The 20,661-nt window shown below is 39.9% G+C and carries 21 protein-coding genes; 7 read left to right on the forward strand and 14 right to left on the reverse strand.

Translation table 11 applies throughout. The features are described from left to right. Positions 1 to 17 precede the first annotated feature (17 nt). The 4 genes from BLS35_RS17195 to BLS35_RS17210 form a co-directional block, all read right to left on the reverse strand. Positions 18 to 269 (reverse strand): DUF6952 family protein, encoded by a 252-nt coding sequence (locus BLS35_RS17195; protein ID WP_090783320.1) that lies wholly within the window; start codon positions 267 to 269, stop codon positions 18 to 20. Continuing rightward, positions 266 to 577: a thioredoxin family protein gene (locus BLS35_RS17200; RefSeq protein ID WP_090783323.1), complete on the reverse strand. Its 312-nt coding sequence runs from the start codon at positions 575 to 577 to the stop codon at positions 266 to 268. Before BLS35_RS17200 ends, BLS35_RS17195 begins: the two co-directional genes overlap by 4 nt. Before the next feature lie 16 nt (positions 578 to 593). Beyond that, positions 594 to 1,226, reverse strand: coding sequence for a peroxiredoxin (locus BLS35_RS17205; protein WP_090783325.1), 633 nt, complete (start codon positions 1,224 to 1,226; stop codon positions 594 to 596). Between the two features lie 161 nt (positions 1,227 to 1,387). Further along, entirely contained in the window at positions 1,388 to 2,596 is a 1,209-nt protein-coding gene (locus BLS35_RS17210; RefSeq protein ID WP_132226009.1) for a hypothetical protein, read from the reverse strand. 74 nt (positions 2,597 to 2,670) lie between these two features. On the opposite strand from BLS35_RS17210, the gene BLS35_RS17215 reads away from it, so the two are divergent. Next, a complete protein-coding gene (locus BLS35_RS17215) occupies positions 2,671 to 4,071 on the forward strand; it encodes an aldehyde dehydrogenase family protein (RefSeq protein ID WP_090783329.1) in 1,401 nt (466 codons plus the stop codon). Positions 4,072 to 4,073: 2 nt separating this feature from the next. Here BLS35_RS17215 and ygiD read toward each other — a convergent pair whose 3' ends face one another. Together ygiD and BLS35_RS17225 are read right to left on the reverse strand one after the other, a co-directional pair. Then, on the reverse strand, positions 4,074 to 4,901 hold the full coding sequence (ygiD, locus tag BLS35_RS17220; protein ID WP_090783331.1) for a 4,5-DOPA-extradiol-dioxygenase: 828 nt from the start codon (positions 4,899 to 4,901) through the stop codon (positions 4,074 to 4,076). Positions 4,902 to 4,957: 56 nt separating this feature from the next. Beyond that, positions 4,958 to 5,530 carry a YceI family protein gene (locus tag BLS35_RS17225; protein WP_090783334.1) on the reverse strand — a complete coding sequence of 191 codons (573 nt, stop codon included), beginning with the start codon at positions 5,528 to 5,530 and terminating at the stop codon, positions 4,958 to 4,960. Between the two features lie 146 nt (positions 5,531 to 5,676). Between BLS35_RS17225 and BLS35_RS17230 the strand changes: the two genes are divergently transcribed. The 4 genes from BLS35_RS17230 to BLS35_RS17245 are packed head-to-tail and all read left to right on the forward strand — an operon-like array spanning position 5,677 to position 9,404. Next, positions 5,677 to 6,399, forward strand: coding sequence for a peptidylprolyl isomerase (locus BLS35_RS17230; RefSeq protein ID WP_090783335.1), 723 nt, complete (start codon positions 5,677 to 5,679; stop codon positions 6,397 to 6,399). Between the two features lie 16 nt (positions 6,400 to 6,415). Beyond that, positions 6,416 to 7,186 carry an exodeoxyribonuclease III gene (locus BLS35_RS17235; RefSeq protein ID WP_090783338.1) on the forward strand — a complete coding sequence of 257 codons (771 nt, stop codon included), beginning with the start codon at positions 6,416 to 6,418 and terminating at the stop codon, positions 7,184 to 7,186. Between the two features lie 2 nt (positions 7,187 to 7,188). Next, positions 7,189 to 8,433, forward strand: a complete 1,245-nt coding sequence (gene hutI, locus BLS35_RS17240) for an imidazolonepropionase (RefSeq protein WP_090783340.1) — start codon at positions 7,189 to 7,191, stop codon at positions 8,431 to 8,433. Then, on the forward strand, positions 8,433 to 9,404 hold the full coding sequence (locus tag BLS35_RS17245) for a formimidoylglutamase (RefSeq protein WP_090783342.1): 972 nt from the start codon (positions 8,433 to 8,435) through the stop codon (positions 9,402 to 9,404). Before hutI ends, BLS35_RS17245 begins: the two co-directional genes overlap by 1 nt. A 90-nt stretch (positions 9,405 to 9,494) precedes the next feature. On the opposite strand, the gene BLS35_RS17250 is transcribed toward BLS35_RS17245, so the two are convergent. The 8 genes from BLS35_RS17250 to BLS35_RS17290 all read right to left on the reverse strand — a co-directional run bounded on the left by BLS35_RS17250 (position 9,495) and on the right by BLS35_RS17290 (position 18,137). Beyond that, positions 9,495 to 11,285 carry an OmpA family protein gene (locus BLS35_RS17250; protein ID WP_090783344.1) on the reverse strand — a complete coding sequence of 597 codons (1,791 nt, stop codon included), beginning with the start codon at positions 11,283 to 11,285 and terminating at the stop codon, positions 9,495 to 9,497. Between the two features lie 69 nt (positions 11,286 to 11,354). After that, positions 11,355 to 11,915, reverse strand: coding sequence for a 5-formyltetrahydrofolate cyclo-ligase (locus BLS35_RS17255; protein WP_090783346.1), 561 nt, complete (start codon positions 11,913 to 11,915; stop codon positions 11,355 to 11,357). Positions 11,916 to 12,184: 269 nt separating this feature from the next. After that, on the reverse strand, positions 12,185 to 12,745 hold the full coding sequence (gene efp, locus BLS35_RS17265; protein WP_090783351.1) for an elongation factor P: 561 nt from the start codon (positions 12,743 to 12,745) through the stop codon (positions 12,185 to 12,187). A 157-nt stretch (positions 12,746 to 12,902) separates the two neighbouring features. Continuing rightward, entirely contained in the window at positions 12,903 to 13,517 is a 615-nt protein-coding gene (locus tag BLS35_RS17270; RefSeq protein WP_090783353.1) for an ABC transporter ATP-binding protein, read from the reverse strand. Between the two features lie 10 nt (positions 13,518 to 13,527). Beyond that, positions 13,528 to 14,313, reverse strand: coding sequence for an acyl-ACP--UDP-N-acetylglucosamine O-acyltransferase (gene lpxA / locus BLS35_RS17275; protein ID WP_084238270.1), 786 nt, complete (start codon positions 14,311 to 14,313; stop codon positions 13,528 to 13,530). Beyond that, the gene (locus BLS35_RS17280; RefSeq protein WP_090783355.1) at positions 14,310 to 15,719 is read right to left on the reverse strand and encodes a bifunctional UDP-3-O-[3-hydroxymyristoyl] N-acetylglucosamine deacetylase/3-hydroxyacyl-ACP dehydratase; all 1,410 of its coding nucleotides are present in this window, start codon (positions 15,717 to 15,719) and stop codon (positions 14,310 to 14,312) included. Before BLS35_RS17280 ends, lpxA begins: the two co-directional genes overlap by 4 nt. After that, a complete protein-coding gene (gene lpxD, locus BLS35_RS17285; protein WP_090783357.1) occupies positions 15,709 to 16,794 on the reverse strand; it encodes a UDP-3-O-(3-hydroxymyristoyl)glucosamine N-acyltransferase in 1,086 nt (361 codons plus the stop codon). Before lpxD ends, BLS35_RS17280 begins: the two co-directional genes overlap by 11 nt. 119 nt (positions 16,795 to 16,913) lie before the next feature. Then, positions 16,914 to 18,137: an HD domain-containing protein gene (locus tag BLS35_RS17290; RefSeq protein WP_090783360.1), complete on the reverse strand. Its 1,224-nt coding sequence runs from the start codon at positions 18,135 to 18,137 to the stop codon at positions 16,914 to 16,916. A 105-nt stretch (positions 18,138 to 18,242) separates the two neighbouring features. On the opposite strand from BLS35_RS17290, the gene BLS35_RS17295 reads away from it, so the two are divergent. Together BLS35_RS17295 and tsaE are read left to right on the forward strand one after the other, a co-directional pair. Beyond that, positions 18,243 to 19,796, forward strand: a complete 1,554-nt coding sequence (locus tag BLS35_RS17295) for a T9SS response regulator signal transducer PorX (RefSeq protein ID WP_090783449.1) — start codon at positions 18,243 to 18,245, stop codon at positions 19,794 to 19,796. A 396-nt stretch (positions 19,797 to 20,192) separates the two neighbouring features. Further along, positions 20,193 to 20,618 (forward strand): tRNA (adenosine(37)-N6)-threonylcarbamoyltransferase complex ATPase subunit type 1 TsaE, encoded by a 426-nt coding sequence (gene tsaE / locus BLS35_RS17300; RefSeq protein ID WP_090783362.1) that lies wholly within the window; start codon positions 20,193 to 20,195, stop codon positions 20,616 to 20,618. Positions 20,619 to 20,661: the final 43 nt, after the last annotated feature.

Below are 20,661 nucleotides of genomic sequence, written 5' to 3' on the forward strand. Positions count from 1 at the left end.
TTTACAAGTATAGGAGATTAATTTCTATCAATTGAACCCATTACTTTTTGTCCAAATGCGTTCAGTGCGTCTTTTTCAACCATACCGCCTTTTACACTCCCATGAACTTCAAGGGCTCCGCAGATATTGGTAATCATTTCGCCTGCCACATTAATCTCTTCCTCATTTACGCCTCTAAATTCACAGAAAGCTTCTAAAACAGTTAAAGTTGCTTCAAGATCTTCAGGCGTACTATTTTGGAATAGTTGTCTTATTACTGGTATTTTCATGATTTTATTTTATCAAATAATTCATTTAACACTTCTGCCTTATTGGTCTGAACCTGATCAACCAGCGCTCCACCTTCAAAGGCTGCAAAAGTTGGCAAATTGTCAACGTTTGCAAGTTTACGTGAACCAGGAAGTTTTTCCGCATCCACAATTAAGAAAGTAACATCTTCATTTTCAGCTGCCAGTTTCTTGAATTTTGGCTTCATGATTCTGCAGTTTCCGCACCAAGACGCAGCATACTGAACCATAACCTTGTTGTTTTCAGCAACATACTGTTGAAGATTATCTTCTGTTAATTCTAAAAACATATTTTTTTATTTTTTATTAGTTCGCGCTCAGGTATTCTGCAACGCCAGTTCTGTTCGCATTCATTGCTTCTTTTCCTTCTTCCCAGTTTGCAGGGCAAACTTCGCCATGTTTCTGAACGTGAGCATAAGCATCAATTAAGCGTAAATATTCTTTTACATTTCTACCTACTGGCATATCGTTAACACTTTCGTGGAATACTTTACCAGTCTCATCGATTAAATAAGTAGCTCTGTAAGTTACATTTGAACCAGAGAAAGATTCATTGCCTTCTTCATCGTACTCAACGTCTTGATCTAAAATTCCCAAAATGTTAGCTAAATGTCTGTGTGTATCTGCTAAGATCGGGTAAGTAACACCTTCGATACCACCGTTTTCTTTTGCAGTATTCAACCATGCAAAGTGAACTTCGTTAGTATCGCATGAAGCGCCAATTACAATTGTATTTCTTTTTTCAAAATCAGGTAAAGCAGCTTGGAAAGCGTGTAGTTCTGTTGGACAAACAAAAGTAAAATCTTTTGGATACCAGAATAATATAACTTTTTTCTCTTTACTTACTGCTTCTTCAAAAATGTTGATCTTTAAATCATCACCCATTTCTGACATTGCATCAATGCTTACGCTCGGGAATTTTTTACCTACTATTGCCATAATTATTTTTGTGTTTTTTATTCTTTTTTGACAACGCAAAGGTAAGGCTATCTGCACTCAAAAACAACCGTATTGGGGATATTACGGATACTTAATCTTGATAGGCACATAGAGATTATCTATAATACAGGAACTGAAATTAGTTTTTATCTATGTGTATTTTATCTGATTACCCTCCCCAATTTATCAATCTTAACTTCAAAGGGACTTAAATATTCATCCACCAAGACAGCAAACTCCCTACGGGTAGCATACCTGTTTAAATCAAACGCATTTTTAAACTGATACCCCGACGTCCATCTTTTCCGAACCTCGGCTTTGGTAGTTTCAGGCGACTTATTGCCAACCATACAAATCATATCTAACAAAGTGCCGACCGTCATCTTTGCTTCCTTATGATCATCAAACCAAATTTGGGCTTTATAGTAAAACTCCTTTAATGGTGCTTTTATTTCTGCTGTAGTCACCTCCTGCTCTGGATTGAAATTAGCCAGGCCATTTACCAGATTTGCCTTCAAAAAGCCCGAAAGGCCAACAAATTGGATTGACTTCCAATTGGGATCGTTATGTAAAATGTCGGCAAAGGGCATTACCGACAAATGATGGTTGATTAACTCCTTCTGTATTGACTTTAAAGCCGAGAGTGAGGTTTTTGTTCTAAAAAATACCGCATAAGCTGCTGTAGCCCCAGCCGCCTGTCCACCAGCAAGACTTTCGTCTTTTGGATTCAAAACCACCAGGTTTTCTTGTTTCGGCAACAAGAAACTGTCTAACAGAATAACATTGGCGTTGCTATTGTTAACCCAATAACCCGCGCTAACACTCACCCGGTAAAAATTATCGCTATAACTTAAAGGCTGCCATTGCTTTTTAATGGGCCCTTTTAACGCCAAAGCTTCAGTTACATTTCCGCTACCATCGGCATTAACCAGGACCTCCGCTTTTATCGTTCGTCCATCTTCCAACAGTACATTCCAATTGTTCCCTGATCTTTTTATCCTCGACCACTTTACATTCCTCAATACTGTTAAATTTTTAGTGCTGTCGGCCCAGGTTTTAAGTACCGCATTTGCACTAGTCTTATCTACATATACCTTGCTTAAACTGTCCTGAATCCCCTTAGCCAACCGCATTTTCTTCAAAAACAAGGATTCTAGCCCCGAACTGATATTCTTATCCTGTGGTGTAATAACCAGATCTGCCGCCTGAATTAGCATAATGGTTTTTACGCCCGAAATTGCCGATTGAAAGCCTGCCCCAATGGCGTTATTTCCATTGCCAATTACCAAAACCCCGGTTTTAATGGTTTGAGCAGCGGCAATTTGCGTAAACACCGAAATCATGAAAACAACAAACAATCCCTTTTTCATTTTGTACTTATTATGCATATATTTAATTAACGATCTGAAATGTCGATAAATGATCTTCCAGCTTAAACATCACCATGACGCAAACTATCAATTCTATATTCGAAGCTCAGCAAAAACATAAATATACGCTTAGAAACAGCAATGCTGCACAAAGAATTGATAAATTAAAAACTTTAAAGGCCACGATAGAGAAATATGAAAAGGACATTTACGCCGCCTTACAATCCGACTTGCGCAAAAGTCAATTCGAAGCTGCTGTAACCGAACTCATATTTATTTATGGGGAATTAGACTTCGCGATAAAGAATGTAGGGAAATGGATGAAGCCCAAACGTATCGGAAAAAGTCTAACTAGCCTAATGGCAAAAAATAGGATCTACTATGAGCCAAAAGGCGCTTGTCTGATCATTTCCCCTTGGAATTACCCCTTTCAGTTAATGATGAGCCCGCTTTTATCTGCTGTTGCGGCTGGTAATTGTGCCATTTTAAAACCTTCAGAATTAAGCCCAGCTACCAGCAGTATCATTAGCAAAATCATCAAAGAATGCTTTGAAGAACAAGAAATATGCTGCTTTGAAGGCGATGCGACAGTATCAACAGCCCTACTTAGCCTCCCTTTTGATCATATATTTTTTACCGGAAGCACCGCTATTGGCAAGGTAGTGATGGAGGCCGCAGCCAAAAACTTAACCTCAGTAACACTCGAACTTGGAGGCAAATCCCCCACTATAATCGACGAAAGCGCCAACCTTAAAAAAGCTGCAGAAAAAATTGCCTGGGGTAAACTCATCAATGCTGGTCAGACCTGTATTGCTCCAGACTATATTTTAATCCCCGAAAGCAGACAAGAAGAGTTTGTAATGGAATATGCCCATGCAGCTAACCGACTGTTTTTCAACAGCAATCAGCAAATCAATGAAAACGCCTATGCAAAAATCATCAACGAAAGGCATTTCAAGAGATTAACGAATTTAATGGATGATGCGACCGAAAAGGGCGCAAAAATAGCCTTTGGTGGCGGAAAAGATGTGGCAAAACAAACCATAAACCCAACTGTACTTACTCAGGTCAACCTCGATTCGGAGATCATGAAAGAAGAGATCTTTGGACCAGTCTTACCCATCATCACCTATCAAACATCCAAAGAGGCAATTGAGCAAATAAACGGCCGTAGTAAACCCCTGGCCCTATACATTTTTAGTGCGGACCATAAGAATATCAATCACATCATCAAAAATACTTCCGCCGGTGGCACCTGTGTAAATGATGTCCTGATCCATATTTCTAATCCTAAACTACCTTTTGGTGGGGTAAATGCCAGCGGGATGGGAAGTTGCCATGGTTTTTTCGGTTTCAAAACCTTCTCTCATGAGCGCGCTATTGTGTTCCAGTCTGCGATGAACATGAGTAATTTGATTTACCCGCCTTACGAGGGTAAACAAGGCTTATTAAAATGGCTTAAAAAACTGATGTAGGCTTAGCCAATCCTCACCGAAGTCATGGTTAAAGAACCGCCAACAGCCTTATCATTGAATAAAGAAGCCTCTTCAGTCCCATTTTGCAAGCCGAGGGTATACATCAATGGCAAATAATGCTCTGGTGTAGGAATAGCAAGTATAGCCTCTCTGCCTAAATTCCTGTAATCCGCTAATTGCTGATGTTCACGATTTAAAATCAGGCTTTTAAATTTATCATTCATTTCCAGAGCCCAATCATAGCCCCCACCATGAATCATCTCCCAACTCATCATCCTCAGGTTATGCACCATATTACCGCTTCCTAAAATCAGAACGCCCTTTTTTCTAAGTTCAAATATCTCTTTTGCAAGGTTATAATGATAGACCGCATCCTTGGTATAATCAATGCTCAATTGCAAAACAGGGATATTTGCATTTGGGTACATGTGCCTAACAACGGTCCATGCCCCATGATCAAGTCCCCAGTCATGATCCAATCCTACCTGGGTACTACGAATAAGTCCTGCTGTCTCTAAAGCCAAAGATGGGCTACCTGGAGCCGGATAATCGACATCAAACAGTGCTTGAGGAAAGCCTCCAAAATCGTGAATTGTTCTAGGGAAATCCATGGCAGTGATATGTGTCCCCTTGGTAAACCAATGCGCAGAAACGACTAAAACAGCCTTAGGCTGCGGAATATCCTTGGCAATGCCTGCCCATTTAGCACTAAACTCATTGTCTTCGATTCCATTCATCGGCGAGCCATGGCCAATAAACAAAACAGGCATTAAGCTATCCTGAAGCGGCAAATCACTGGTAAATTTATTGAATTGAGATAAGGTCGACATCACGATTAATTTAAATAGGGCAATCTAAAATCTATTAAACTGCCCTATTGGTTGGATTACTTCGCTTGAGTAAATTCAAGGTTTAAAGTAACCTTAATATCTTTAGCTACACCAGCACCAGTAGGATCAAATTTAATGTTATAATCCAAACGGTTAACCGTTGTAGTCGCAGTAAAACCTGCTTTAGTATTTCCTTGTTGATCTTTAGCAGTACCGCCATAAACAACGGCAAACACAACATCTTTAGTCACGTCGCGAATGGTTAATTTTCCAGCCAAAGTATAATTGTTTTCTTTTCCTTTTTTGAACGAAGTGCTTTCAAAAGTCATTGTTGGATATTGAGCCGCATTAAAAAAATCATCCGTTTTGAGGTGATTATCTCTCATTTCAACCCCAGTATTCACACTATTTACGTCCACAGTAAAGTTGATTTTTGCGTCAGTAAGATCTGCTTTAGCCGCAACGACCGAACCATCAAATTTCTTAAATGAACCATCTACAAATGAAATTCCCATGTGTTTAACCGAAAAGTTAACAAAAGAATGCATTGGATCTACCGTCCACTTCGTCTGTGCAAATGATGCAACGCTGATTGAAACAGCAACCAGAAATAAAAATAATCTTTTCATAATCTTTAAATTAATATGTTACAAAGCTATAACGAATACCCAAGCCAATTGTTGATCTATGATAAGAAATACTACCCTTAACATTTTAATGCGTCCTACTGAATAAAGTAGATTTAACTTAACTTAGCCGCGTAATTAAACTGACAATGAAGAATTATATTACCCTAATACTCTGTGCATGCTTTATTTCGGCCTTTTCAGCGAAGCCAAAACACCAATATGTTAAAATAAAAACAGAGCTGGGCGAATGCATTATCCAGTTGTACAACGAAACGCCACAACACCGTGACAACTTCGTTAAACTAACCGAAAAAGGAACTTTTAATGGGACATTATTTCACCGGGTGATCAAAGATTTTATGATTCAAGGTGGTGATCCAGACTCAAAAACCGCCGTTAAAGGCGCTCTATTAGGCGAAGGAACCTTAGGCTACACCGTTCCTGCGGAATTTCGTGACAGCCTTTTTCATAAAAAAGGCGTGTTAGCAGCAGCAAGGGACGATAATCCAGAAAAAGCATCTAGCGCCAGTCAGTTTTACTTGGTACAGGGTAAAAAATTTACGGATGAACAACTTGATGGATTGGAGAAAAATCGCCTGAAATTTAAGCTTCCCGAATCACATAGAGCAATTTACAAAACTCTGGGTGGCGCCCCTCATTTAGATAAGAACTATACCGTTTACGGAGAGATCGTAAAAGGCATTGAGCTGGTCGATAAAATTGCAGTTATGGAGACAGACAGCAACAACAGGCCCATAACCGACGTAAAAATGACCATTACCGTTTTAAAACGTCGCGAAGCAAAAAAACTGGAAAAAGAATTTGCTAAACAAGCAAAAGCATTAAAAAAAGCATCATTAACTGCATAAAAACAAGCATACGATAATGAAAATCATATCCTACAACGTCAATGGCATCCGCTCTGCCACCACCAAAAACTTTATCGGCTGGCTGCAAGAAACCAATGCAGACATGGTCTGTCTTCAAGAAGTTAAAGCACTACCTTCACAAATCCCCGAAATTCTCGTTTTAATAGAACAATTAGGCTACCATCACTACTGGTTTCCGGCCGAAAAGAAAGGATATAGTGGTGTTGCTATACTCACCAAAATAAAACCAAATCATGTAGAATATGGTTGTGGTGAAGAATGGATTGATAAAGAAGGAAGAATATTAAGGGCCGATTTCGACGGATTCTCGTTAATGAGCCTATATATGCCTTCCGGATCTAGTGGTGATGAAAGACAAGTTAAAAAGTATGAATTTATGCGATTCTTTGACACTTACGTTGCTGAATTGCGCAAAGAACATCCTCACATGATCATTTCAGGCGATTATAACATCTGCCATACCGCTATAGATATCCATAACCCGAAATCAAACGCCAACTCTTCTGGCTTCCTGCCTGAGGAACGCGAATGGATGGAGCTATTCTTAACAAACGGCTTTATAGACACTTTCAGACACTTCAACAAAGATCCACATCATTACACCTGGTGGAGTTTTAGAGCGGGTTCAAGAGGAAAGAACCTGGGTTGGCGTATCGATTACCACCTGGCTACGCAACCAATGCTGGAGAAATTGAAAAATGTGACCATTCTGGCTGATGCCATTCATTCTGATCACTGTCCTGTTTTATTGGAATTAAACGCTTAATCATGTCAGACCTGCTCATTACCAATATCCGATCACTAGTTGGCCTGCATCCGGAAAACACGCTCCTTTTAAGGGGTAGCCAGATGCAAAACCTCCCGGCAATAGAAAATGCATGGCTTTTATGTGAAGGTGGAAAAATAAAAGACTTTGGCTCCATGGACCAATTACCGGATCATTTGCCAAATTACATTGTTACCCACGATGCAAGGGGCGGCTATGTTTTCCCTTCATGGTGTGATTCCCATACACATATTGTCTTCGCCGCTTCGAGAGAGGAAGAGTTTGTGATGAAAATTGATGGCAAAAGCTATGAAGATATTGCAGCAGCAGGCGGTGGTATTTTAAATTCGGCAAGGAAATTACAGCTCGCCTCAGCCGAAGAATTGTATGATTCTGCGGCACAGCGCCTAACTGACATGATCAGACAAGGTACCGGAGCGGTAGAGATAAAAAGCGGGTATGGACTTACGACTGACAGCGAATTAAAGATGCTGAAAGTTATCCGCAAACTGAAAGAGAACTTTCCCATTCCAATTAAGGCCTCTTTTCTCGCTGCGCACGCCTACCCACCTGAATACAAAAACGATCACGAGGGCTATATCAAATTAATTATTGAAGAAATGCTCCCTCGAATTGCGGACGAAGGTCTTGCTGATTATATGGATGCCTTTTGCGAACATGGTTTTTTCTCTGTGGATGACACAGATAGATTGCTACAGGCTGGAGCAAAATACGGCTTAAAACCTAAAATACATGCCAATCAGCTGTCTGTATCAGGCGGGGTACAAGTCGGTGTAAAACATCAGGCCATTTCAGTAGACCATCTGGAAGCTACTGATGTGGCTGTAATTGAAAGCTTAGCGACAAGCAATACGATCGCCACACTACTACCTTCCTGCTCATTTTACATTAACATCCCTTTTGCCAATGCCAGAGGACTGATCAATGCAAACATTCCGGTAGCTGTTGCAACCGATTATAACCCCGGCTCTACCCCTTCAGGAAATATGAATCTCGTAGTGTCTCTAGCTTGCATAAAACTACGAATGCGACCTGAAGAAGCCGTAAACGCAGCCACCATAAATGGAGCCGCTGCAATGGAGCTTAGTTCAGAAGTAGGTAGTATCGCTAAAGGCAAAAAAGCCAACTTGTTTATCACAAGACCAATGTCTTCTATTGCTTTTCTGCCTTATAGTTTTGGCCAATCGCAAATAGAAACCATCATACTAAATGGCAAAATAAGCTAATGGACGGTCTTAACATATACAACTCCGCAGGCCTTATGGCCTTAACCAATCTGCGTGAAGGAGAGGTTAAACTGGGCCAGAAAGTACAAACGGTAGCCACACTAGATGAAATTACCAGTTCAAGCGCTCAGTTTGTACTGGTTGGCATCCCCGAAGATATTGGCGTTCGCGCAAATTACGGCATTGCCGGTGCAGCCTCTACATGGGAACCAACGCTCAAAGCGCTGTTGAACATACAAAGTACCCCTTTTTTCAATGGCGAGGAACTGCTTATTCTGGGCCATTTTGCTATTTCTGAGCCTACAAAGACCGAGGTGCCATATCTTCAGGAAAAAGTAGCAGAAATCGATGCATTAGTTTACCCAGTGATTCAAAAGATCATTGCCGCCGGCAAAACGCCCATTGTTATCGGCGGTGGTCACAACAATGCTTACCCAATTATCAAAGGAGTCTCATTAGGATTAAAGGCCCCTATTGACGTCATCAATATTGATGCTCATGCTGATTTAAGGCCTGCAACCGGAAGACATAGCGGCAATGGATTCAGTTATGCCATAAAAGATGGTTATTTAATTCGCTATGGCATATTCGGGCTACACCAGAATTACAACAACAATGCTATACTCGAAACCATAGCTGCAAACCAACATATCTATCCAGTATTTTTTGATGATCTCCTCAAAAGCGATCAGCCTATCTTTTCTGCCTGGAGTAAGCTTGTTAAAAAAACAGGAACAACACCCGGATTGGAACTTGATCTGGATTGCATAGAAAATGTATTGTCTAGCGCCATGACCCCTTCAGGATTCTCTTTGAACGAAATCAGAAAGCTAATATTAAATCCAACTAAAAAATTCGCGTATTTACATATTTGCGAGGGCGCTGTAGCCTTAATTGACGGCAGACGGTGCCAAACCACACCGAAGACCCTAACGTACCTTATAAGCGATTTTATAAAGTCGCAAAAGTAAACGAGGTGATTTTATTTGACCCATGTAACGAAAAAGGAGTCTGAATCAAAATTATGATCCAGACTCCTTTTTAACTTAAACGGATTTAGTCTAGTATTTCAAAACCTTTATTTCCGTCCGTCTATTTGCCTGATGCTCTTCATCACTACATTCTACCCCATTGCCACAACGGTTTAACAAACGTGTCTCACCATAACCTTTGGCTACCATTCTACTACGATTCACACCTTTGCTCACCAGGTAATTTACAGCAGCCTCAGCCCTTTGTTGCGATAGGCGCATGTTATAAGCATCCTTACCACGACTATCCGTATGAGATGACAACTCAATCCTCAAGGTAGGGTTTTGCGACATTACGTTTAACAAATTGTCTAATATCCGCTCAGCATCTGGTCTGATATAAGACTTATCAAAGTCATAATGGATGTTTTTAAGCACAAAAACTGCCCCTGCATCCAAATTATTTACACCAAGTTTTAGCGTAACATATAACGTTTTACTTCTGTCCAGACCTTTTGTAGTCACCCCTTCTGTTTGCGAAAACTTCCCAGCTTGATTGGCCACAATGTTATAGTCGGATTGTTGCTCCAACTGATAGACAAATTTAGCCTCTCCATCAGAAATCTGAGTCATATTTTTACTGTTGGTCGCATTGGTTAGTACAGTACCAATACCAGGTAATTTGGAGTTATCATTAGCCCTGACGGTCTCTCCAATCAAGGTAAATCTAGGGTCATCATGATAAATCTCTTTATAAATCACATTGCCAGCATTATCAAAATCAGCCACACTTATCGCTACAGGTTCAGCCGTAATGCCATTTTTCACAGCTGTGATCTGGTAAACACCCCTTTCGGCTTTTAAAACACGTTCAGCCTGACCATCAGCATTACTGATGGAGGTATTATCAACATTGTTCCTGCTGATTTTAACGATTACACCACTTAAAGCCAAGCCAGTTTGTTTATCCTTTACGACAACAAGAATATCTTTCGGTGCAGCAATTACTGGTGGAGCGACCGTTTTAGTCAGAGGACGATCCTCAACTACTTTTCGTTTAGCACCAAATGTGTATTTAATTCCAAAGCCAACATTTACGGCTTGTATATACGTTTTTTGAATAGTAGGAATTTCTTCATAGTAAGTGTTTATATTGGTAATTGCATCATTCTTTACGGGTAGCACATCTGAAGCTGTAAGCGCTTTTTTTACTGCATATTTAGTGATATGAAACTCACTGGAGTCGCTTCCGAAGCTTTTGCCAAAGGTTCTTAAATAATCCGCCTGGGCAAACACGCCCCAATGCTCATTAAGCGCATAAGATAACCGAAGACCACCTAGTCCCATCCAGCCCTTCGTAATGCGCTTAGGATTGCTCGTATACTGCGTATCGAACAATGGAAGTGGCGGCCCCGAAGCCTGGTTTACATAAATAGACTCTTTATACTGAGGAAATCCCTGAAACAATACGCCACCACGCAGGAACGCTTCCAGATCTATTTTCCCAAAATTAGATTTATAAGTTGGACCAATACTAACCCCAATATGTTGGAAAGAAGGGTGATTTACATAATCGGTAGCGATGTACCCGTTGTCGAAAAATACACTATCAAACTTCCTGATATCATGGTTCAAAAACCGGGCATCAATACCAACACCCCATTTATTCCCCTTAAAATACTGATCAATGGCCAGGCCGCCAAAATAACCGTTCTTAGCCCGACCAATCTCGTTTTTATATTTGCCTTGCGGCATACTGAGACCTCCAAATGCCGAAATCTGAAGTTTACCCCCATTATTTATAGTCGCATCCGACTTCTTTTGTGCCCAGGTAAGACCGGTCAATAAAACCGCTAGTACCACTAATATTAACTTTTTCATAACGTTCTCCTTTAGTTTACAATCAAACTGTTTGGAGGTATATCAGCAAAAGTTAATATTTGTTACCCCTTAAAATGAATAAACTTTATTTGGAGTAATGCACAAGTCCAGACACACATCATGCTCATTCACATCACTGATCTCTTCAACTGGTTCAAAAAAGCATAATCCGACCTTTTTGGTAGCTACATTTTGCAAAAAACGATCATAAAAGCCCTTACCGTAGCCTACCCGGTAGCCTTTTTTATCAAAAGCCAACATTGGAATAAGTACCAAATCCACATCTCCTGTGTGCAACTCGCCTTGCGCAGGCTCCAGGATATTGTACAGGTTTTTAACCAGACCATCCTTACCCTGATACACATAATTCGTCATCAATGCAGTATCAAAATCAGCCCTTGGAACTATGATTTTGATCTCCGGATAATTAACACTCAACCAATCAATAAAAAGGAAAGTATTTGGTTCTTTCTTCTCCGTAATAGGCAGAAATACATGAATCGTACGAACCGATGAGAAGTCCAACAAAGAGAATTGCCTTAGCAATTGTAGACTATAATCTTCAATCTGGTCTTCAGAAAGCCATTTCCGCTGCATTGTTGCTACTTTTCTGATCTCTGCTTTTGTCATCAAAACAAATATAACAATTATAAGCCCAGCCTGAAATACTCAAAAACTCGAAGCCATCTTTTTGGGGATTTCAGTTTGGCCGCATAAAGAAAAATCAATATTGTGCTGAAGAGGCCTAGGAAGTTTTGCCCTTCTTCTGGGCAAAAGATTCCAGCCTCAGAAGCATAATTTGATTTTTCAACCAAAAAAAATCCCATAAAAAAAGATGGCTTCGGGAACCACTCCGAAGCCACAATCAACCTAAACCTAAAACTAAACTATGAAAATTCTTATTTTACTCTTTCAACATAGTCACCAGTACGCGTATCAATCTTAACTTTATCGCCCTGATTGATAAACATTGGGACTTTTATTTCTACTCCTGTCTCTAACGTCGCATATTTCAATGCATTTGTAGATGTATCGCCTTTAACTGCAGGCTCCGAGTAGGTTATTTCTAATTCAACATGAGAAGGTGTTTGTGCCATAATTGGCTCTTCACTTTCAAATGCGATAATTACATTCATTCCTTCTTTCAAGAACCGAATACTTTTACCGAATAATGCCTTCGGTACGTTAAACTGTTCAAACGTAGTATTATCCATTACTACTAGTGCTTCACCATCTTCATACAAAAACTGGTAATCGCTGGTTTCAACACGGCAAATCTCAACCTCTTCATCAACGCGGAACCTATATTCAACTGTTTTACCAGTTTTAACATTCCGCATCTTAGCTTGATAAAAAGCGCGTAAATTTCCGGGTGTACGATGTAAAAACTCCTCTACTTGTACCAGATCTCCGTTAAAACGAAGTATGTTCCCATTTTTTACTTCTGATGCTTTTGCCATTTTGTTTTGAAATTTTGCCTAAACTTTTGGCCTTTTTTCGTGCCGCAAAGGTAAAGACTATTTATCGATTCCACAATAGTAATTTAAAAATATTTTTATAAAGGCATTTTAAGCCCCAAATAGTCCGTTTCGGCCTGTTTTCAAATATAAATATTACTTATTTATAATCCGTCAACTCAACAAAATGGTTACAAAGGGAATACTCAGACTCTTGATTTGACCCTATAATTAGCGTTCGGTTTGCCGAAAATCGCTCAATTAACTGCAAGTACCAGCTCATTCCCTGCTTATCCAGGTTAGATGTTGGCTCGTCCAGAAAAAGAAGTGGGGTATTGGAACAACAAGCCAGCGCAAGCTTAGTGCGCTGTTTCATTCCCGAAGAAAAGTATTTTAAAGCCTTATCCTGCGATTTCGCGAGCCCAAGCAGGTCTAACACGGATTCAGCGCTCATCCCCTCGTAAAAGGCTTTAAATTTAAAATGAAAGCTAATGGTTTCCTGAAGTGTAAATTCTTCAATTAAATCCAGATAAGGCGCTGCAAAGCTAATCGACTTATAAATATCCTCAACGGGGATATCAATCCCCGACTTGTAACTTATAGCCCCTTCCGACGGTGATAAATTCCCGAGCAAGACACTCAATAGCGTAGATTTACCAGAACCGTTAGGCCCTAAGACCGCATATTTTTCTCCAGGAAGAAACGAATAATCTATATTCCTGAAAATCCATTCCTGGTTAAACCTTCTTCCAACGTTAGCTAAGCTAATTGTCATTCAGCAGGTATTAACTTCCCGAACCAAAGCCTTTCATCACACCCCGGTTAGAATTTCTGATGAAATCTACAATCTCATCACGAATCTCCGTAGGTTTGAATTCGGCTTCTATCATATCCAGCGCTTTAGTTACGTTGTTGTGTTTCACAAACAAAACCCTGTAAATTTCCTGTATCTCGTTGATTTTCTCAGATGAGAACCCTCTTCTTCTTAAACCAACCGAGTTAATTCCAGCGTAGGACAAAGGCTCTCGAGCAGCTTTCACATACGGTGGTACGTCTTTTCTAACCAATGAACCACCCGTAACAAATGCGTGTGAGCCCACTTTTACAAACTGATGGATAGCCACTAATCCTGCCAAAACAACATAATTACCAATCGTAATGTGACCAGCAAGGGTAGTGCTATTCGAAAATATACAGTAATCTCCAACCTCACAATCATGTGCGATGTGAGAATAAGCCTGAATCAGACAGTTGCTACCAATAACCGTCTTCCACTTGTCCTTGGTGCCCCTATTAATGGTCACACACTCTCTGATGGTTGTATTATCGCCAATCTCTGCTGTCGTCACCTCACCCGCAAACTTCAAGTCTTGAGGCACGCCAGAAATTACCGAGCCGGGAAATACCCTACAGTTCTTTCCTATCCGGGCGCCATCCATGATCACCACATTAGAGCCAATCCAGGTACCCTCACCTATCTCAACATCTTTATGAATTACAGCAAAAGGTTCAATAACCACATTATCGGCTATTTTTGCCTGAGGATGTATATATGCTAAGGGTTGTATCATGTAGTTTCGTTTTCTTTTACTTTTACGATTTGGGCCATCATTTCTGCTTCAACCACCACTTTTCCGCCTACCATTCCTACACCTTTCATTTGTGCGATGCCTCTTCTAATCGGCTCCATTAAATCACATCTGAAAACAATAGTATCACCTGGCAAAACCTGCGCTCTAAAGCGAACATTGTCAATCTTAAGGAACAAGGTAAGGTAATTTCTTGGATCTGGCACCGTGCTTAGTACCAGAATTCCACCAGTTTGAGCCATAGCTTCAATCTGAATCACTCCCGGAAAAACAGGTGCTCCCGGAAAATGACCTTTAAAGAACTCCTCGTTCATGGTTACATTTTTCACACCAACCACGTGAGTTTTACTCAATTCCAATACTTTGTCGATAAACAGAAATGGCTGACGGTGAGGCAATATGTCCATGATCTGAACAATATCGTATAGCGGCTTTACGGTAGTATCATAAACATGATGCACCTTTTTATTTTTTTCCTTTTTGATCGCTGCTTTGATTTTTTTAGCAAAAGCTACGTTAGCCGCATGGCCTGGTCTTGCAGCCATAATATGACCTTTCAAATGAACACCAACCAAGGCAAGATCACCAATCATGTCCAGCAATTTATGTCTTGCCGGCTCATTTTGGTGCCTCAATTCCATGTTATTTAAAATACCCTGTGGAGCAACTTCAATTGCTGTACGTTTAAATATTTTAGCCAGGTGATCCAATTCTTCCTTAGTCACCTCTTTATCAACGATAACAATTGCATTATTTAAATCACCACCCTTAATCAGGTTGTTCTGCAACTGGTATTCTAATTCATGTAAAAAGCAAAAAGTCCTGCAAGAAGCAATTTCTTTCTTAAACTCAGCAATACTAGAGATTCCAGCATGTTGACTACCTAAAACCGGCGAATTGTAATCGATCATGCAAGTAAACCTATAGTCGTCTAAAGGCATTGCAACAATCTCAACTTTTCTATCAGGTTCAGTATAAGTAATGTTATGTGGAATTTGGAAATACTCTCTATCCACGCTTTGCAGCTGAACGCCCGCACTTTCTAAAGCATCTAAAAACTCGATTGCACTTCCGTCCATAATTGGCGTTTCCGGGCCATCAAGCTTCATCAACACGTTATCCAGGTCCATTCCTACCAAAGAGGCCATAACATGTTCTACCGTACTTACACTCGCTCCATTTTGCGTAATGGTTGTTCCTCTCGCTGTATCGGTGACATTATCACAATCTGCATCAACTATCGGACTTCCAGGTAGGTCTATTCTTTGAAATTTAAACCCGTGATTTTCCGGTGCGGGACAGAATGTAAGTGTAACATTTGCTCCGGTATGTAAGCCTACGCCACTTACCGAAACTTCGTTTTTTATGGTCTTTTGTTTAACGTTCATTATTATTTGCTATTGTACTGTTTTGTTCGATGATCAAGTTAAGCTCCTTTATTTTTGTTTCAAGGCACGCTATTCTTTTTTCAACGCTCGGCAACTGCTTAAAAATCACAGAAGCCCGCATCCAATCTCTTAGTGGCTGAGCAGGACTGCCATGCCATTGTTTATTTTCTTCAGTCGTATTAAAATTTATTCCGGCCTGAGCTCCAATCTGTGTTCCTTTGGCCAAAGAAAGGTGCCCGGCAATGCCAACCTGACCGCCTATAACAGACTTCTCGCCCAATTTTGAACTGCCAGAAATTCCGGTTTGCGCTGCAACAACACTGTGTTCACCAACATCAACATTGTGCGCAATCTGGATCAAATTGTCCAACTTAACGCCTTTTCTGATGAAAGTAGAACCCATTGTAGCTCTATCAATCGCGGTATTCGCCCCAATCTCTACATCATCCTCAATCACTACGTTACCAATCTGTGCAATTTTGGTATAAGTACCATCAGCCTGCGGAGCAAAGCCAAATCCGTCACTACCAATTACGGTATTGGAATGGATAATGATGTTATTTCCCAAAACAGAGCGGTTATAAATCTTCACCCCTGGAGAAATGCTGCAATTTTTTCCGACAACACTATCCGCTCCAACAAATACTTGGGGCGAAATTTTAGTACCATCACCAATCTCCACATTTTCAGCTATATAGGAAAACGCACCAATAAATACATTTTTACCAATTTTTGCTGTTGGATGGATAAAACATGGCTGTTCGATGCCAGTTTGAGTGTTACTTTGGTTAACCACCTCATTATATTTATCCAGTAAAACGGAAAAAGCACTGTAAGGATCCGCAACCCGAATTAAGGTGCTGTCGACTTTTTGCGAAGGCACAAAGTCTTTCCCTACAATTACTACTGAAGCATTTGTCTGGTATAAATAGTTCTCGTACTTAGGGTTAGATAAAAAGCATAAAGAACCAGTCTTACCATTTTCTATTTTTGAAAGCTCGCTGACTTTTGCGTTTTCGTCGCCTTCAATGGTACCATCTATAAACTCACTTATCTGCTTGGCAGTAAATTGCATTTTACAAAGTTATATGTTAAATTGATATGAACAAATAAACCTCTTTAGGTTATTGATCGGCATTGCGAATCAACTACCCAAAAAACGGGATTAATTGTTTATTATTTTGTTAAAAAAGGCTAAATAATTCGGGGATAGCAGAGTATATGTTTCTTTACCGTCTTATCCAAAGATTCTAAGTTAGATAAATCCGATGCTTTTGCAATATCAATAATTGTATTGCTTTTCAACAGAATATTAATATTGCCTCTACCAGCGTTATAGGCTCGGTTTCTAATCATGTCTGTAAACACAAAATAACACACATCTGTTTTATTTACTTTCAAAAAAGCCGCAGTCCTTTCCCGTAAGTCATTCACTCTGTTTTTGTTAGGAACCTCATTACTAATCTCTACCTTATACAAATTTCTTTGCGTAAGCATCCCACAAAGTGCCGACAAGATTCTATCTGGATGGTCTACCCAAACCTTTACCGAAGCAAAAATGTCCTGATCATCAAGTTTCGAAAACTGCAATAAATGCACATCCGAAGTAAAGAATTCAGACTCGGTAATTTCATTTTTTAAAAAATGCTGCAATGCTGGAGTTGCAAATAAAACTTCGCCGTTGCCAGCTAAATACTTTGCGCGTTCTAAAATCTTAACCAACAACATTTCTCCGGCAATTACCGTTTTATGAAGATACACCTGCCAGTACATCAACCTTCTGGCAATCAAAAACTTCTCAATCGAGTAAATCCCCTTCTCCTCAATCACCAGTTGGTTATCCAGCACATTAAACATTTTAATGATCCTGTCGAAACTAATTACCCCCTCGCTTACACCTGTAAAAAAGCTGTCACGGTTCAAGTAATCCATTCGGTCAAGGTCGAGCTGACTAGAAACCAGTTGTGGAAGAAACGTTTTGGCATAGTCGCCTTTAAAGATATTGATGGCCAAAGTTAAGCGCCCTTCAAATTCTACATTCAGCTTTTCCATCATCATCATGGAAATATCCTCATGTTTAATCCCATTTACCAGCGTATGCTCCAGGGCATGAGAAAAAGGCCCATGCCCAATGTCATGTAGCAAAATGGCAATTGTGGCAGCCTCCTCTTCAGCGGCAGTAATTTCATGCCCCTTGCCTCGAAGCACTTCAATCGCCAAACTCATCAAGTGCATCGCACCTATAGCATGGTGAAACCTGGTATGCAAAGCCCCGGGATAGACTAGGTGCGTCATTCCCAATTGCTTAATATACCTGAGCCTTTGAAAATACGGATGAGCGATCAGGTCAAATATGATTTCAGAAGGAATATTTATGAAGCCATATACCGGATCATTTATGATTTTCTTTTTGTTCAATCTCTAAAAATAAATTATGCGGTACAAAAATTGCTATTTTTATCCATAACTAAGAAAGAGAAGACTCTTTTTGAGGAATTATTTTTACATTATACAGATATAATGATGCAAGAAACTAAGATTTTATGGGCCGATGATGAGATTAACTTATTAAAACCACATATATTATTACTAAATGAAAAGGGATATCATGTAACCACCTATACGAATGGAAATGATGCCCTTGAAGCGTTTGGAAAGGAGCATTTTGACTTAGTTTTTCTGGACGAAAATATGCCAGGAATGAGCGGATTGGAAACCCTTAGCGCCATAAAAAACATCAGAAACGATGTGCCTGTGGTGCTGATCACCAAAAGTGAAGAAGAAAACCTGATGGAAGATGCCATCGGATCTAAAATAGATGACTACCTGATTAAACCAGTGAACCCTAAACAGGTTTTACTGACTATTAAAAAGCTCATTGACAACAAACGCCTGGTTAGCGAGAAAACCTCTATGGCATATCAGCAGGACTTTAGACGCCTGGGGATGACGCTAAATGACAAACTGAGTTATGAAGAATGGGTTGAGGTATACAAAAAGCTGGTTTTCTGGGAGCTGGAGCTTGAAAAACTGGACGACCCTCAGATGCATGAGATTCTGACTATGCAAAAATCCGAAGCCAATACTCAGTTTTCCAAATTTATTGAAGATCACTATCTCGGCTGGGTTAATGGCAAAGGAACGGCGCCATTATTGTCAAACGAATTGTTGAAAAAGAAGGTGTTTCCTTTGATCAACGACACCACCCCTGTTTTCTTTATCCTGATTGATAACCTTCGCTACGATCAATGGCGCATCATTAATCCATTAATTACCGAGTATTTTAGAATGGACGATGAGGATATTTATACCAGTATACTACCTACAGCGACGCAATATGCCAGGAACGCTATATTCTCTGGCTTGATGCCTCTGGAGATGGAAAAACGCTTCCCTGGTTTGTGGCAGAATGATGATGATGAAGGTGGAAAGAATATGCACGAAGCCGCTTTCCTTGCCGATCAGATCAAACGTAGCCTTCGCAAGGAATGCAAATTCAGCTACAACAAAATCCTGACGTATGACGATGGCAGAGCCTTAAACGAACAAGTCAACAACTTATTGCAAAACGACTTCAATGCGATCGTTTACAACTTTGTAGATATGCTTTCGCATGCCCGTACCGATATGCAAATGATCCGCGAACTGGCTAATGACGATGCCGCCTATCGCTCATTGACCCTTTCCTGGTTTGAGCACTCTCCGTTGATGGACTTGCTTAAAAAGATTTCACAGAAACGCGTTAAATTAGTGATTACCACCGATCACGGTACGATCCGGGTTAAACACCCAAGTAAGGTAATTGGCGACAGAAATACCAATACAAACCTCCGTTATAAACAAGGAAGAAACCTTAATTACAATGCTAAAGAGGTATTTTTGATTAAAAACCCACATGAAGCGCAGTTACCTAAAATAAACATCAGCTCTAACTACATTTTCGCTAAGGAAGATCGCTACTTTGTTTATCAGAACAACTACAATCAGTTTGTAAATTATTACAACGAGACTTTCCAGCATGGGGGCATTTCTTTGGAAGAAATGATTATCCCTATTGCAACTTACAGCTCGAGATAGTCAATAACCGCTTTTATCAATTTTGCCGGAAGGCCGTATCCTATTTTGATGCGGTCTTTCTGTTTTTAATTACTGCTATGAGTTTTGTCATGCCTTTGGAAGCCATTGATATATCCAGGGAATGAGTAGGGAATAAATAGTGGTAAAATAGGGGGTTGCTTTACCCTTGCTTTAGGGTTGCTATAGGGTTGCCTTACCCTTGCCTTACCCTAGGGGTAAAGCAACCCTAAACCAAGGGTAAGGCAACCCTATAGCAACCCCCTACTTATTCCCAAGTTTAACCCTACTCATTCCCTAATAATTACAGTGCCCGACAAGCACTAATACAGACCTGTTCAGTCTAATCTGTGTCTGCACCCTTAGAAATTATTCGAATTATTATAAATTTGCTTAAGTATGGAAAGTATAAAAATTGAAGTTAATGGCCTTGATAGTCTTGAAAATGCGGCTAAAAGAATTATAGAAAGCACTCAAGACGACCAGATTTTTATTTTTGAAGGAGAAATGGGGGCTGGAAAAACCACTTTGATTAAAGCTTTGGCTAAAGAACTGGGTGTAACTAAAGTCGTTACCAGTCCAACATTTTCTATTGTGAACGAATATGATGCCAATGGCAAAATTATTTATCACTTTGATTTTTACAGGATTAAAACCCTGCAGGAAGCCTATGATATTGGCTACGAAGAGTATTTTTATTCGGGAAACATCTGTTTTATAGAGTGGCCAGAGAAAATTGCCCCTCTTTTACCACTTCATTTTGTAAAAATAGAAATTTCGGCACAAAATGAGAATGACCGTATATTGTCAATTTCAAAAATTTAAACATCAAACACTCTTTATTTCAGCTATTTTGCTTAATTTCAAT

Origin of the sequence: Pedobacter sp. ok626 (assembly GCF_900100435.1) — a bacterium.
Classification (GTDB): domain Bacteria; phylum Bacteroidota; class Bacteroidia; order Sphingobacteriales; family Sphingobacteriaceae; genus Pedobacter.